Here is a 15,359-nt window from a genome sequence, read left to right on the forward strand (position 1 = left end):
TCCGTTAAGACGCAGAGCCAAGTCTTAGCCTGCTGGATATTACCCAATCTGGCTTGTAAAACGATTGATGATCATCCCCGATTCAGTCCTGGATACCCTGCTCAAAGCGCTTCCCCAGGTACGTCCCCAACTTTACTTTAAGTCTTCGTTGACGGCCCTCTCCCACGCAATGGAAGACCAGGTTTTGGCGGGGGTTGATCGTCCTTTAGTGATTGCCAGTTTTCAACGAGAGCGGTTTTATCGTCAAGAATCTCACCGCTACTTGAGAATTGCCGAACGCACCGATCAGGTGTATGTGTTGGCGGCTCCCGAAACCGATTTTGCCAACCGTTCTCAGCAGTACGAAACGATCGCCTTTGAGCCAACCGACGGTCTGAGCAAAGAATGGCATCTCGTTGTCTTGGGGCAGCAGTACGCATCTTGTCTGATCTGCAAAGAGCGATTTCACGAATCCGAACAGGGCGTTCCTGATTTACATGTCGATCAGTCGCGACGATTTGAAGGAATCTGGACGTTCGATCGCCAAACTGTCTACAAGTCAGCCGAGATTCTGCTGCACCGCATTTTGCAGTATCGTCCAGAACTTGTGGAAAAAATTGCGCCTGTTCTAACTCAGATTGGAGCCAATGAATCCACTGGCTTTAATCAAGTCGATCCTGGCCCCTTTGCCGAACGGTTGGTGACCTATCTACAAGCCGGACAGTACAAGCTTTCTAAAGCCTATCGATCGATCGCCGAAAAAGAACGCAAAGAACGACTGATCAATTCCATTACCGCAGCAGTGCGCCGATCGCTCAACCCTGATGAAATCCTCAATGTCGCCGTTCGGGAGTTGGGGCAAGTTCTCAATGCGGGGCGCTGTCTGATCTATCGCTGCAAAGCCACTGACGCAACGGCTATTTTGGAGTATGAGTTTTTGGGCAGTCGAGGAGCCGAGGAGCCAGGAAACGGAAAAGCCAGGAAGCCGATGAACGGGTTTCAATGTTCCACGTCGCTGTTGGGTGAAACCTGGCTATTGCAGGCAAATCCCCTCTTTCAAGAAGTGCTACAAAAACAAGAGCCTGTCTATGCTGAGGACACCGAAACCGACGATCGCTTGACTCAACCCTTCCAAACGTTGGCTCAAGGGCGGCAGGTGCGATCGTGGCTGATGGTGCCTGTTCTCAATCAAAATCAACTGCTGGGCATGGTCGAACTGCACTACTGCAACGCCACGCCTCACAAATTAGAGCGCCACGAACTGGAGATGGTGGAAGCGATCGCCACTCAAATCGGCGTTGCCTTGATTCAAGCCGAATCCTACGCCAACCTGGAAGATCTCAACCAGCAGCTAGAAGCGCTCGATCGCACCCGCAGCAACCTGATCGCCATTACTGGACACGAACTGCGAACGCCTTTATCGACGATTCAAGTCTGTCTCGAAAGTCTCGCCACTGAGCCAGATATGTCAGCCGATTTGCGTCAGGTGATGTTGAATTCTGCACTGACGGATGCCGATCGTATGAGAAAGCTAATTCAAGATTTTCTCACCCTCTCGCGATTAGAAAGTGGGCGAGTCGAATGGCGCTTAGAACCTTTGCCGCTGGATGAATGCGTCTATCTAGCAATGAGTAGCCTTCAAGCAAGACGGTTTGAAAATCCTTTGCCCCAAATCCACAATGAGCTACCCGCCGAACTGCCGCTCGTGCAAGTGGATGGCGAATGGCTCGTCGAAGTCATTTCTAAATTGCTAGACAACGCCTGCAAGTTTACCGATTCTAAAGGCAGCGTCACGATTCAGGCCAAGCGCAGTGGCAGCAAAATGCTACAAGTTACCGTCGCAGATACGGGACGCGGCATTGAGCGCAATCGGCTGGAAACCGTATTCGATCGCTTCTACCAAGAAGAAGGAGCCTTACGGCGAACCACAGGCGGCACCGGATTGGGACTGGCCATCTGTCGCCAGATCATCGCAGGCTGGGGCGGCAAAATTTGGGCAGAATCAGACGGCAAAGATCGAGGGACAGAATTTCACTTTACGATTCCCGTCGTCCCCACCAGCGAGGAGCGGTCGTCGAATGTGAGAGGGCGATCGCAGAAGCGCGATTAGATACCCCCTAATTGCTAACAACTGTTACAGTTCATCAAACAAGGTCAAGCCCAGGTGGTAGGATGCCTAAAAACGTTTAGAGCGTGACCTATGACAGAAACTCTTACTGGACAATCGCCCTTGTTCGGTGGCGGGACAGGCGGACTACTGACCAAAGCCCTAGTCGAAGAGAAATATGCCATTACCTGGACTAGCCCCAAAGAACAGGTATTTGAGCTTCCTACAGGCGGCGCTGCAACGATGCGTCAAGGCGACAACCTGCTGTATCTTGCCCGTAAGGAATATGCGATCGCATTAGGTGGACAACAACTCCGCGCCAAGTTTAAGATCACCAACTACAAGATCTACCGGATTTTCCCCAACGGTGAGATTCAGTATTTGCATCCTAACGATGGTGTCTTCCCCGAAAAAGTAAATCCAGGTCGCGTGGCCGTCAATAGCGTTCCTCGCAACATTGGCGCAAACACCGAAGCGGCCAAGATCAAGTTCAGCAGTCGCAAATCTTACGACCCTTAACTTGTCGATCGGTTGATCTTTGCTCAGGAGTCAGAATTCGGCATTCGTCTGGATTTTGGCTCCTTGGTGTTTTAAAGGAATGAAGCGATCGTTTGCATTGGGTTCAGGTTAGATGAAGGGGTACGATCGACGAAGTTTTTTCGCTGCGTTGTTTGGTGCTTCTGCCCCCCAACCCCCCAATCTGGGGGACTTTAAGACAAAATTTCAATCCCCGCCCCAAAACAATTCCTTTGAGCTTCATCACCTGAGTACTGTATCCTGACCTTTCATCCCTCATCCCTCATCCCTCATCCCTCTCGCGAAGCGTGTCGAAGACAACCCCTCATCCCTTCTTGAACTCCCATGATCTTTCCAGACTTTTCTCAGTTTTCTCAACTCGCACAACTGGGTAATTTTGTTCCGGTGTATCAGGAATGGGTTGCTGATTTGGATACGCCTGTGTCGGCGTGGTATCGCGTTTGTGCGGGGCAGCCGTATAGCTTTTTGTTGGAGTCGGTCGAAGGAGGAGAAACGCTGGGGCGGTATAGCTTTTTGGGGTGTGATCCGCAGTGGGTGCTGGAGGCGAAGGGCGATCGCACCATTCAGACTCATCGCGATGGTACTCAAGAATTCTTTCAGGGCGACCCGTTTGATACCCTGTCCGAGTGTCTTGCGCCTTACCGTCCGGTTAAACTGCCTCAGCTACCTCCTGGAATTGGCGGACTGTTTGGCTTTTGGGGCTATGAGTTGATTCATTGGATCGAGCCGCGTGTCCCCGTTTATCCGACGAGTGAAACCGATCAACCGGATGGGTTGTGGATGCAGGTCGATCAGTTGCTGATCTTTGATCAAGTGAAGCGCAAAATCTGGGCGATCGCTTACGCTGACCTGCGAAACCCTGAGACGAATTTGGAACAGGCTTATCAACAGACGTGCGATCGGGTGACTCAACTCGTCCACAAGCTGCAATCGCCGCTGTCTGAGCAAGCCACTCTTTTATCGTGGAACTCTCCCGAATCGGGAAATCGCAGTCAAACCGCTTCATTTAGCAGCAATACGACTCAGGCTGAATTTTGCGCCAACGTTGAAAAGGCCAAAGACCACATCAAGGCGGGCGATATTTTTCAGGTGGTGATTTCTCAGCGATTGTCTGCGGAATATAATGGCGATCCGTTTGGGTTGTATCGATCGCTGCGTCTGATCAATCCTTCGCCCTACATGGCTTATTTTAATTTTGGCGACTGGCAGATCATTGGCTCAAGTCCTGAAGTGATGGTGAAGGCAGACCGATCGCCCGACCCAACTGCGCCCAAGATTGCAACAGTGAGACCGATCGCAGGCACTCGTCGCCGAGGCAAAACGCCTCAAGAAGATGATGCCCTCGCTCAAGATCTGCTGCAAGATCCCAAAGAGGTCGCAGAACACGTCATGCTGGTCGATCTGGGACGCAATGATTTGGGAAGGGTCTGTGTGAATGGTTCGGTGAGGGTGGATGAGTTGATGGTAATTGAGCGCTATTCTCACGTTATGCACATCGTCAGCAACGTGGTCGGAGAACTATCGCCTGACAAGACTGCCTGGGATTTGCTCAAAGCCTGTTTTCCAGCCGGGACGGTCAGCGGCGCACCTAAGATTCGGGCGATGGAAATTATTCACAATTTAGAACCGTGCCGTCGAGGAGTTTATTCGGGAGCCTATGGCTACTATGACTTTGAAGGACAGTTGAATACGGCGATCGCCATTCGGACGATGGTGGTTCGATCTGAGGGTAACGGCAAACATATTGTCAGTGTGCAGGCAGGCGCGGGACTGGTTGCAGATTCTGAGCCTGAAAAGGAATATGAGGAAACGTTGAATAAGGCGAGAGGGCTGTTGGAGGCGATTCGATGTCTGGAGGGGTGAGAAGAAGGGATGAGGGATGCCGTTTGGGGTGAATCGTTCGATCGGTAGACGGAAGATTTTGTAATCCGAACTACAACAGTAATAGGAATGTACTAAATCAACACTCAACCCACTTTGAGATCATGGCAGTTGAAGAACTTCGCAAGAGTGAAATGATGTCCCATCTAACGGATGCGTTAGACGAAGGGCAAGACATTGGACACTATGGAAGATTAGTTTTTGCAATGGTGGCGCGTCACTTTCTGGAACAAGACGAGTTGATCGAATATTTGCAAAAAGATTCTGATTTTAGTCAGGCAGAAGCAAAAGCGCTCTATCAACAAGTGCAGGGCAAAGATTATAATCCACCGAAGCGCGACCGCATTCTAGAATGGCAGAGTAATCAAGACTTTCCGATTTGCCCCAATGCTGATGATCCTGATGCTTGTAATGTCTATCGTGATCTTCATTTCCCTGATCATGTATATGAACATATCTCTAGCTATTACGAGCATAAAGCGTAGGATCGGGAATTTAATAATTTGCCTATCGGGTGACATTTGTAGGGTGGGTTGAGCGTTAGCAAAACGTACCAAAATCGATGGGTGGCGGTGCGTTTCGCAAAGTTCAACCCATCCTACGAAGACCAATTTTATTTAATCCACGATCCTCAGAACGATCGCTATACAACTTTTCTCAAAATTCCTTGTAAAACAGCGGTAATGGTACTCAGCGTTTTATAACCTACCTGGTCAAATAGAACGACTATCTTATCACCTTCATAACGCATCACCGTTCCTTGACCCCAGGATTTGTGAATGACAAGGCTATCGAGTTCATAAGGTTTTAATCCGTCGTTGTTGGCAGCGATTCCAGCTTTGCAGTTGTCGCATGTCTTGGAGCATTCATCAAACTGTTCGCCAAAGTAGTTTAGTAAGTATCGACGGCGGCAATCTTTGACCTCGGCATAGCCACGCATCATCTCTAATCGCGATCGCTCCACTTTGGCTTTGCGTTCTTGTGCCCGTAGCACGTCGTTGGCTGCTTTTTCTAAATCTGGCGCTCCGTCTGCTGTAAGAACTTCACCCGTTGGTAAAGACTCGATCGCGCCTGCGGTTTGCAGATGATTGAGGGCGGTTCGGAGTTTGGATTTGGAGAGGTCAGTTAGTTCTTGGAGGGTTTTGGGGTCGATCGGTTCACGCTGATTTTGTACGATTTGGGCAACTTGGGCGATTTGTTCGACAGCTAGTTTGCCGCCTCCAGAGAAGAATTTTCTCAGATTCAAATCGTCTGGTGTGTAGAACAGGACAGCATTCGCCGGATCGCCATCTCGCCCAGCGCGTCCGATTTCCTGGTAATAAGAATCGACAGAATCACTGATGTTGTAATGAAACACAAAGCGCACATTTGGCTTATCGACTCCCATTCCAAATGCTGTTGTTGCAACAATCACGTCTATGTTATCGCTCATGAAATCTGATTGAACCTGATGACGTTCTTTTGATTTCATTCCAGCATGATAACTGGCTGCCTGAATGTCTGCTTGTTTGAGTAATTCTGTGATCTGTTCGGTTTCCTTTCGGGTTGCAGCGTAGACAATGCCTGGTTTTTCGGCTTGTTTGACTCGTTTAACAAAGACTTCGCGTTTTTCAGCTTCATCATCAAAGCGATCGACACTCAAAAAGATATTCGGTCGGTCAAATCCGCGCACAATCACTCGTGGATCTCGCATTCCCAAACGCTGCATAATCTCTTCTCGAACGGGCGGAGAAGCCGTCGCCGTCAGCGCCAAAATGGTGGGATGCCCGATCGCCTCAATCACCGTCCCCAATCGCAAATAATCGGGTCGAAAATTGTGCCCCCATTCGCTAATACAGTGAGCTTCATCGATCACAAATAGAGAAGGTTTATTAGTTTGCAGCAGATCGATCGTATCCAGGTTATTAAACTGCTCAGGGGCAAGAAACAAAAATTCCAGTTCGCCACTTTGCCAGCGTTGAAAAACTTCTAGCCGCTCTGATGCAGAAATGGTGGAATTGAGAACCGCAGCATGGCCAATTTTGTCTCGATCGTCGATCGCTTCCACCTGATCTTTCTGCAACGCTAACAGGGGAGAAATCACGATCGTCGCTCCTGGAGTCTCTTCGGCTGCGAGTTGATAAATGGCTGACTTTCCTGATCCTGTGGGCATTACAGCCAGCGTGTCTTTGCCTTCTAGCAGCGATCGAATGGCGGCTTCTTGTCCGGGACGCAAATCATCATAACCGAGTCGTTCTTGTGCAATCTTCTGAATTAAATCTTTGCGTTTGCGCGTTCTAACCATTGTGATCTAAGTCATCTCTGTTGCGAATTTTAATCTGACATGAATTCGATAGAGTTTTTTCGCTTCGGTATTTAACGCTTCTGCCCCCCAACCCCCCAAATCTGGGGGACTTTCGGACAGGATTTCTTGCTCAAAGTCCCCCAAACTTGGGGGATTTAGGGGGCTGCCTGGAGTGATCGCCACAGCGAAGGATTTCATCGAATTCACGTTAATCTGAAAATTGGTTACCAAAACGTAGGGACATTACGGCTAACATCCCTACATCCAGCGTTTAAGATAGCGTTGAAAAATTTATCTATTATTCATTCCGCCTAGCAATACAAAAACTCCTAACGCAGCCGCAGTGACGGCACCGATCGCTAAAGCCGGCCCCTTATCAATCATGTCGATCAGACTGGGAATTTCGAGTTTGCTAAAGTCGCCTTCTACTTTGTCGTATCCCTGAACTGGCTCGTACAGGTTGTTTGGGTCGTCTTCAGACTTGACATCGTTGGTCTTTTGTCCTTCAAAGGCGATCGCTAACAGCGCAGCGTCCACCAATCCCGGAGAAATGCGTTGGGCAACATCCAAAGCGCGACCCACATCACTCACAATGTAATCGCGAACGGGGTTTTCGGCGGCGTAGAGAATGGCATCTGTCACCAAACTCGCATCATAGTAAGGCGGAATTCCAGTCGGCTTGACCCCCAGTTTGGTCTTGCCTTTGTTGTAGAAAGGCGTGTTGATCACACCAGGCATAATGTTGGTGACGCTAATCGGAAAGCCTTCATGCTTAAGTTCGATTCGCAGGGCATCTAGAAAGCCGATCGTGCCGTGTTTTGAAGAAGAATAGGCACTTTGGTAAGGAAGCGATCGCCGCCCTTCCATCGACGTAATGTGAATCAATGCGCCTCGGCCTTCTCGCTTTAAGTGAGGCAATGCAGCCATCGCACCATAGGCTTGACCCAACAAATTCACCTCAATAACGCGCTTGAATTCTTCAGGAGTCACATTGTCAAAAGTTGCAAACACAGAGGTTGCCGCCAAATGAACCCAAGTGTCAATGCGTCCAAATCGTTCAACCGCCTTATCTGCAATTTCTTTAACCTGATTGAAATCAGCAACGTCAGCAGGAACAGCGATCGCTTCTCCACCCTTTTGGTGAATCTCTTCAACCAGCGTCGCTAATCCTTCTTTACTGCGAGCGGCTACGACGACTTTCGCGCCTTTTTCAGCCATCTTTAGCGCCGTATCTCGACCAATGCCGCTAGACGCTCCGACAATGACCGCAACTTGTTGACTAATCGGTTTCAAACTCATTTCTAATTCCTTGTTTTTAGTATTCGATCGGTTTGCTATTCAGTATCCTCATCACCTTGCGAACTCATGATCTCGTCGAGTTCCATTTGACGATCGCCATAGTCTTCTGAAGAGGTTGGTTCCAATTCCCAGCGGCGATCGTCTCTTTGTTCCAAAATCTCATTGGTGCGGAGAAAAGCGCGATCGTCCATTTCCAAACCAACCGCTTTCCCTAGATCATCCACAATGTCCATATCAGGCGTGGAAACCGTTCCGCCCACAGATTCATCCCCGACTGCATTCGCTTGCTCGTAGTCTGCATCAATGTCGCCGCCTGTGAGTTCGGGAGTTGCCTCGTTGAATTCGCTGGCACGATCGCGCATGGTGCGGCCACCGATCGTATAACCAGGCATCTCCTGCACACCCGTTCCATACGACTCGGTATATTCTTGCGGCACGTCGCCAAAATCTTGCTCGTCTCCGAGGGTTTCGTCGTCAATTTCATCCTCAACCGGAGCGCCAAAATTGTGGAGAGCCGACTCCAAATCGTCATTATCAGTGGGACTTCTCCGAGCCTGTTCTGCATCTGCCATAATTTTTGCTCCTATTCGCCTAGATGAATGCAAGGTAACGAATCTTTGCGAATCTCAAAATCTTCAAATAGGCAGAGAACCAGCCGCCCAAAGTCTAAATCTACCGTGAGAGTGAGAACGGCTTATCCCCCTGGAATGAGGAGCGCGATCGCTCTATCAACCTAGTCTTATTGGCTGGAGCGGTGATAACAGAAGAGGTTTGGCATGGACACAAATGGTCAAGAGATGAGCAAAAAGCGCGTCGCCATTCTGATCGAGCAAGGGGTTGAGGATTCAGAATTTCAGCTTCCTTACAATGCGCTCAAAAAGGCGGGAGCTGAAGTTGTCGTACTGGGTTCTCGCATGAATGAAGAGTACAAGGGCAAGCAAGAAAAGCTGTCGATCGAAGCGGATGCTACCACTACTGAAGCGATCGCCGCTGACTTTGACGCAGTAATTATTCCCGGCGGCATGGCTCCTGACAAAATGCGAACCAACATGAAGACTGTTCGGTTTGTCAAGGATGCAATGGAAGCGGGCGTTTTGGTTGCTTCTGTGTGTCACGGGCCGCAGGTTTTGATCGAAGGCGATCTGCTCAAAGGGGTGAGAGCAACTGGATTTCGGGCCATCCGCAAAGATATGCAAAATGCGGGAGCCGAGTTTGTAGACGAACCGTTAGTGATTGATGACAACCTGATCACATCGCGTCGTCCCGGCGATTTACCGATTTTCACCACCGCAATTTTGACTCATTTGGGACTTTCGCTGCCCGATACAACGCTGCCCGATGTGGGCGATGCCGACGCAGGCTGGTGGAAACTGGGCGAAGAGTGGGGCGGATCGAGCAAGAGCGAAATTGTGAACGCAATTAACACGGCGATCGCGGGTGAGCGTTACGGATTAGAAGTATTCGACAACTACGCCAAAAACGCCACCGACGAAGCCATGACCGAGTTGTTTCAAGACATTCGCGCCAACAAACAGCGTCACATTCAAATGCTAGAAGCTCGGTTAGAAGTATTGGGCGAAAAAACTTCTCTACAAGCTACAGCCAGCGCTGCTTTAGCGAGTTTAAAGAACTTCTTCCAAACCCGTCAAAGTGACAGTGAAGTGTTGCGTCGCGCCCTGGGTGACTTGCAAACAGGCGTAGTAGACACCTACAACCTGAGAAACAAAATCACCGATCCCGCGACTGTCGAACTCTTTGACCAAATGGAAGTCACCCTGTCAAAAGACGAACAGCGCATTGCCAATCTGTACAAAGATCGCTTGAATGCCAGCGTTCCTCAGCCTCCGATGCCGACTAGCAGACCTGCGGTTAGTGGCTAAGAAGTCATCGTTTTAAGTCTTGGGTTTTAAGGTGAAATTTTTTGCTTAAAACTCAAGACTCTCACAGTAAATAACTCACTAGAAAAATCACCAAAGAAATCATCATGGAAACAGAATCGTCAAAGACTAATCCAGCCGAAGAGCAACAGACAGGCGTGTCTGATAAAGAACGCTGGGCATCTATTATCGGTGGTAGTGCAATGGTGCTATCAGGATTGAGTCAGCGATCGCTTCGGGGAGTCTTAACTGCGATCGCAGGCGGAACGCTGGCTTACCACGGCGCGAAAGCAGATAAAAGCCTGACCGAAAAAGTTGGTGATGCCGTCGGTGCCAATAAATCGATCAAAGTTGAGAAGACCGTCACCATCAAAAAATCGGCAGAAGAACTCTACAACTACTGGCACGATTTTGAAAACCTGCCCAACTTTATGAAGCATGTCGAATCGGTGAAAGTGATCGATCTGCGTCGTTCTCACTGGGTTGCCAAAGCGCCGATGGGTCAAACCGTTGAGTGGGATGCTGACATCATCAACGATCAGCCAAACCAACTGATCGCTTGGGCCTCGATCGACGGCGCTGATATCGAGAATTCTGGCTTTGTGCGCTTTACCCCTGCACCGGGCGATCGGGGCACCGAAGTCAAAGTTGTGATGGAATACGACATTCCGGGCGGCATGGTCACGGCTGCACTGGCCAAACTTTTTGGCGAAGAACCCGAACAACAAATCGGTGACGAACTGCGCCGCTTTAAACAACTGATGGAAGCGGGAGAAATTGCTACGACAGAAGGGCAGCCGAGGGGGTAAATGAAGGGATGAGGGATGAGGGGTTGCCGCTGGCGGCACGCTTTGCGAGAGGGATGAAGTAAGAGATTTTTAGGAGAGACTTTATCCTTTGCTTCAAGGGCATGTTTTTCCGAAGTCAAAGTTCCCCAGAATGGGGGATTTAGGGGGCGAAAATCTGTACCAACAACACGTAAATTTGGTGCAAGTGCTGATTCCTTTTTCCCTCTCTTTGATTAGCAACATTAAATCCAATTTAAATCAATAGAGGAACTGGTTATTCAATGAAAGCGGTCTGTTGGCATGGTGCAAATGATGTGCGGGTCGAAACTGTTCCTGATCCGACGATCTTGAATCCGCGTGATGCAATTCTCAAGGTGACGGCGACGACGATTTGTGGGTCGGATCTTCATATCTATGATGGTTACATTCCCTCAATGCAGCCGGGTGACATTATCGGTCACGAATTTATTGGCGAAGTGGTCGAGATTGGCAGAGAGGTTAAGAAGTTGAAGAAGGGCGATCGGGTCGTCGTTTCCTCAATTATTGGCTGTGGACATTGCCATTACTGTAGTCGTCAGCAGTGGTCGTTGTGCGATAACTCCAATCCCAATGGGGCGCTACAAGAACCGCTTTTTGGATTTGGGACGGCGGCAATTTTTGGTTATTCTCACTTGTTTGGTGGCTTTGCAGGCTCTCAGGCAGAGTACATAAGAATTCCGTTTGCCGATCATGGGGCTGTTAAGATTCCCGACGGACTGACCGATGAGCAGGCGCTTCCCGTTTCGGATGCCTTTCCGACGGGATACATGGGCGCAGAACTTTGTGACATTCAGCCCGGAGATACGGTCGCCGTCTGGGGCTGTGGGCCCGTGGGACAGTTTGCGATTCGCAGTGCCTACATGCTGGGTGCCGAACGGGTAATTGCTATTGATCGCGTCCCCGAACGGCTGCAACTCGCGAAAGAAAAAAGCGGCGCTGAAGTGATCAACTACGAAGAAGTCGATGCAGGCGATGCGCTCAAGGAAATGACGGGCGGACGCGGGCCAGATGCTTGTCTCGATGCCGTTGGACTGGAAGCGCACGGGATGGGTCTAATGGGCTTCTACGATGAGGCAAAGCAAGCGGTCAGATTGGAGACCGATCGCCCTCACGTTTTGCGGCAAATGATGGTCGCCTGTCGCAAAGGCGGAACTGTGTCGGTGATGGGAGTCTACGGCGGATTTGTGGACAAGATGCCATTTGGGGCGGCCTTTAACAAAGGATTGACGCTGAAAATGGGACAAATGCACGGACAGCGATATATGCCAATGCTGCTCGATCGCGCCCTCAACGGTGAAATTGACCCCTCTTATGTCTTCACTCATCACATGCCGCTAACTCAGGCCAAAGAAGCCTACGAAATGTTTAAGCACAAGCAAGATAAGTGCATCAAAGTTGTCCTTCGACCTTAAACCATTTCTATTTGTAACCATGACTCAACTCATCCGAACGATTACAACTCTTCTCGCCAGCGCTGCGCTGTTTGTGGGCATTCTATTTAGCACGAATGGAGTGCAAGCTATGGCGGCTGTGACTCCCCAAGGAGCGAAGGAAATTATTGAGCAATCCAGCAGTGTCCAAGACGCAGGCGAAAAGCTCAAAGCGCTTGATTCTTCTGAGAAAGTTCGCAATCATCAAACACTTGACACGACAAAAGATGTCTATCGCGCAGACAACGAACAAACATTCGTGAACAATCGCCGTGACGAATCAATCCGCGACACGGGTAACAAGCTCAAAGACATCGCTGAAACGGTCAAAGAAAAACTCAATTTAGACGAGCCAATTCCAGACAGTACCAAAGAGTTTATCAATGATGTCGAGAACGCTGTTGATAACACAGTTGGTAAAGTTTCAGGAGAAAAGCCTGGATACTATAAAGCAGATTAATCAACGCTGGATTGATTACTGAATAGATAAAAGTCGGTAGTGGGTGCTAACAATCTCCCATTGCCGATTATCCATTACCAAAATCGCTACAAAATCGCTAGGAGAATCCATAAATGAAAGCAGTTTGCTGGCATGGCGCAACCGATGTTCGCGTAGACAACGTGCCCGATCCCAAAATTCTTAATCCCCGTGATGCCATTGTTAAAATCACTTCGACAGCCATTTGTGGCTCTGATTTGCACCTTTACGATGGGTATATCCCCAGTATGCAGTCGGGCGATATTATGGGTCACGAATTTATGGGAGAAATCGTCGAACTCGGTTCTGCTGTCAAGAATCTGAGTATTGGCGATCGTGTAGTCGTCCCGTTCACAATCTCGTGCGGAAGCTGTTATTTTTGTAACAAAACACTGTGGTCGCTGTGTGATAATTCCAATCCCAATGCATTCATGGCCGAGGCGCTGTATGGATACTCTGCGGCTGGATTGTTTGGGTATTCTCACATTTTTGGCGGGTATGCAGGCGGTCAAGCGGAATATGCTCGCGTCCCGTTTGCCGATACAGGCTTATTCAAGATTCCAGACGGCTTGACGGATGAGCAAGTGCTGTTTCTAACCGACATTTTTCCGACGGGCTATATGGCAGCCGAAAACTGCAACATCAAGCCCGGAGATAGTGTCGCCGTCTGGGGTTGTGGGCCAGTCGGACAGTTTGCGATCAAGAGTGCTTTCTTGCTGGGAGCCGAGCGAGTGTACGCTATCGATCGCGTCCCCGAACGCCTCAAAATGGCCAAAGAACAAGCAGGTGCCACCGAAGTCATCAACTACGAAGAAATGGACGCAGGCGAAGCGCTCAAGGAACTCACCGGAGGACGCGGCCCAGATGCCTGTATCGATGCGGTCGGCATGGAGGCACACGGAGCGGGGCCAGACTTTTTGTATGATCGCGTCAAGCAAGCCGTCCGACTGGAAACCGATCGCCCCACCGCCCTGCGCCAAGTGATCGTCTCCTGTAGTAAAGGCGGAACCGTTTCGCTGCCGGGAGTTTATGGGGGCTTTTTGGACAAGATTCCGATGGGTGCCGCCTTCAATAAGGGCTTGACCTTTAAAATGGGACAAACCCACGTTCACCGCTACCTGAAACCGTTGTTAGAACACATTCAGAACGGTGACATCGATCCGACTTTCATCATTACTCACACGATGTCGATCGACGAAGCGCCAAAAGGCTACGAGATCTTCAAACACAAAAAAGATAACTGCATCAAGATTGTGCTGAAGCCATAAGAGATCGAAGCGATTACAGATTCTGCAATACAGGGGTGAATGGTAGAGAAATCAAAACCGTTCACCCTTCTGTGTATTTTTGGATTAGCTTCGTCCCGTGACGGACAATCCATCGACAATCACAGAAGGCGTAAAACAAGACCCATTCCAATCCGCGTCGCCACCCAATTCGATCAAATTCTTCAACGCTGTGTAGACGTTACCAGAAACCATCGTATCCTTGACTCTGCCGACGATCTGACCTTTTTGAATCCGATAACCCAAGTCCACGTTAATCGAGAATTCGCCAGAGATTCCAGATCCGCCGCCCAACATTTGATCTAGAATCAATCCGTCTTCTATTCCTGCCACCAATTCGGCAAACGATTTCGTTCCCTGACTGATCAATAGATTGAACAAACCTGGATTTGGATAGCTGCCCAAACCGGGACGAAACCCATTTCCTGTTGTGCCACTGCCCAAAAGATTTCCCGTTGTGCGATCGGCATAAAACAACTGCAAAACGCCCCGATCGAGAAACGTAATCGCACGAGTCGCCGTTCCTTCATCATCAAACGGACAGCTAAACGGGCCAGCATGGGGTTCTTGTTTAATCGTAATTGCCTCAGAGGTGACGAGTTCATTTAAGCGATCGCTCCACGGGGAAGCCCCTTCGATCACCTGTTTGCCATTCAACGCCGCCTGCACAGTGCCCCACAGCATATCCGCCGCCTTGGATGTGAAGAGAATGGGAACCCGACCGATCGGCGGTGCGACGTTTTCTTTGGCCCATTCCAATCGCTGCATCACTTGTTGAGCCACCAAAACAGGGTCAAGGCTGTCTCTCAAGGTTTGCCCATCGCTTACATTCAAAAAATCTTCATCCCGAATCCACTCGACTTCTAGATAGCCACTCAGCGTATTGTCGGTATAGCCACAGTCCAGACCATTGGAATTGATCAAACGAGTGCTTTCTGCCTCACATTCCCAACCCCCCGCACACAGCACTTCGGGATACTGTTCGCGCACTAGCTCGATCGCTTGTTTGCCCCAATCTACCAACTGCTCAACCGGAACCACTTTGCCCAAATCGGGGTAGTGCATCTGAGACGCAGGAGCCAGTTCGATCGCTTCCGGTTCATTCAGTTGGCTGAGGGCGATCGCGCGATCCACCAAATCTTGAGCTTCCACATCGCCATAGGCTACCACCAATCCAGGACGGCCGCCTTTCCAGAGCCGGAGAGCCGTCCCCTCAGACTCAGCGCTTTCGAGTTGTTTTAGCCGATTTGCCTCAAAGTAAACCGGACGAGACAGCGATCGTGACTGAAAAACTTCTGCTGATTCAGCGCCCGATCGCGCAGCCAACTCTAACAATTGTTCTAACAACATGTTCGATAGATTTGAGTTTTGCGA

Annotated in this window: 14 protein-coding genes; 9 read left to right on the forward strand and 5 right to left on the reverse strand. The window is 49.7% G+C overall.

The genetic code is table 11. The features are described 5' to 3' along the window. Positions 1 to 67 precede the first annotated feature (67 nt). The 4 genes from ACKFKH_RS12285 (at position 68) to ACKFKH_RS12300 (ending at position 4,989) form a co-directional block, all read left to right on the forward strand. Complete coding sequence (locus ACKFKH_RS12285; protein ID WP_446858584.1) at positions 68 to 2,089, forward strand: DICT sensory domain-containing protein; 2,022 nt, start codon at positions 68 to 70, stop codon at positions 2,087 to 2,089. Positions 2,090 to 2,179: 90 nt separating this feature from the next. Beyond that, positions 2,180 to 2,605: a photosystem I reaction center subunit II gene (gene psaD / locus ACKFKH_RS12290; protein ID WP_446858585.1), complete on the forward strand. Its 426-nt coding sequence runs from the start codon at positions 2,180 to 2,182 to the stop codon at positions 2,603 to 2,605. A gap of 342 nt (positions 2,606 to 2,947) precedes the next feature. Continuing rightward, on the forward strand, positions 2,948 to 4,486 hold the full coding sequence (trpE, locus tag ACKFKH_RS12295) for an anthranilate synthase component I (protein ID WP_446858586.1): 1,539 nt from the start codon (positions 2,948 to 2,950) through the stop codon (positions 4,484 to 4,486). A gap of 122 nt (positions 4,487 to 4,608) precedes the next feature. Next, positions 4,609 to 4,989, forward strand: a complete 381-nt coding sequence (locus ACKFKH_RS12300; protein WP_446858587.1) for a hypothetical protein — start codon at positions 4,609 to 4,611, stop codon at positions 4,987 to 4,989. A 158-nt stretch (positions 4,990 to 5,147) separates the two neighbouring features. Here the strand turns inward: ACKFKH_RS12300 and ACKFKH_RS12305 are convergent, their stop codons facing one another. From ACKFKH_RS12305 to ACKFKH_RS12320, 4 genes are all read right to left on the reverse strand, one after another. Next, complete coding sequence (locus tag ACKFKH_RS12305; RefSeq protein ID WP_446858588.1) at positions 5,148 to 6,788, reverse strand: RecQ family ATP-dependent DNA helicase; 1,641 nt, start codon at positions 6,786 to 6,788, stop codon at positions 5,148 to 5,150. Between the two features lie 6 nt (positions 6,789 to 6,794). Further along, on the reverse strand, positions 6,795 to 6,986 hold the full coding sequence (locus ACKFKH_RS12310) for a hypothetical protein (RefSeq protein WP_446858589.1): 192 nt from the start codon (positions 6,984 to 6,986) through the stop codon (positions 6,795 to 6,797). Positions 6,987 to 7,079: 93 nt separating this feature from the next. Beyond that, positions 7,080 to 8,087, reverse strand: coding sequence for an SDR family oxidoreductase (locus ACKFKH_RS12315; protein WP_446858590.1), 1,008 nt, complete (start codon positions 8,085 to 8,087; stop codon positions 7,080 to 7,082). Positions 8,088 to 8,122: 35 nt separating this feature from the next. Then, the gene (locus ACKFKH_RS12320; protein ID WP_446858591.1) at positions 8,123 to 8,659 is read right to left on the reverse strand and encodes a DUF6335 family protein; all 537 of its coding nucleotides are present in this window, start codon (positions 8,657 to 8,659) and stop codon (positions 8,123 to 8,125) included. Positions 8,660 to 8,863: 204 nt separating this feature from the next. On the opposite strand from ACKFKH_RS12320, the gene ACKFKH_RS12325 reads away from it, so the two are divergent. The 5 genes from ACKFKH_RS12325 (at position 8,864) to ACKFKH_RS12345 (ending at position 13,967) form a co-directional block, all read left to right on the forward strand. Further along, positions 8,864 to 9,967, forward strand: a complete 1,104-nt coding sequence (locus ACKFKH_RS12325) for a DJ-1/PfpI/YhbO family deglycase/protease (RefSeq protein ID WP_446858592.1) — start codon at positions 8,864 to 8,866, stop codon at positions 9,965 to 9,967. A gap of 104 nt (positions 9,968 to 10,071) precedes the next feature. Continuing rightward, the gene (locus ACKFKH_RS12330) at positions 10,072 to 10,773 is read left to right on the forward strand and encodes an SRPBCC family protein (protein ID WP_446858593.1); all 702 of its coding nucleotides are present in this window, start codon (positions 10,072 to 10,074) and stop codon (positions 10,771 to 10,773) included. A gap of 260 nt (positions 10,774 to 11,033) precedes the next feature. Beyond that, on the forward strand, positions 11,034 to 12,203 hold the full coding sequence (locus tag ACKFKH_RS12335) for a zinc-dependent alcohol dehydrogenase (RefSeq protein WP_446858594.1): 1,170 nt from the start codon (positions 11,034 to 11,036) through the stop codon (positions 12,201 to 12,203). A 19-nt stretch (positions 12,204 to 12,222) separates the two neighbouring features. Beyond that, complete coding sequence (locus tag ACKFKH_RS12340) at positions 12,223 to 12,681, forward strand: hypothetical protein (RefSeq protein ID WP_446858595.1); 459 nt, start codon at positions 12,223 to 12,225, stop codon at positions 12,679 to 12,681. A 113-nt stretch (positions 12,682 to 12,794) separates the two neighbouring features. Then, positions 12,795 to 13,967 carry a zinc-dependent alcohol dehydrogenase gene (locus ACKFKH_RS12345; protein WP_446858596.1) on the forward strand — a complete coding sequence of 391 codons (1,173 nt, stop codon included), beginning with the start codon at positions 12,795 to 12,797 and terminating at the stop codon, positions 13,965 to 13,967. A gap of 84 nt (positions 13,968 to 14,051) precedes the next feature. Here ACKFKH_RS12345 and ACKFKH_RS12350 read toward each other — a convergent pair whose 3' ends face one another. Continuing rightward, the gene (locus ACKFKH_RS12350; protein WP_446858597.1) at positions 14,052 to 15,335 is read right to left on the reverse strand and encodes a TldD/PmbA family protein; all 1,284 of its coding nucleotides are present in this window, start codon (positions 15,333 to 15,335) and stop codon (positions 14,052 to 14,054) included. Between the last annotated feature and the right edge of the window lie 24 nt (positions 15,336 to 15,359).

The sequence above is a fragment of the Phormidesmis sp. 146-20 genome, assembly GCF_052939475.1.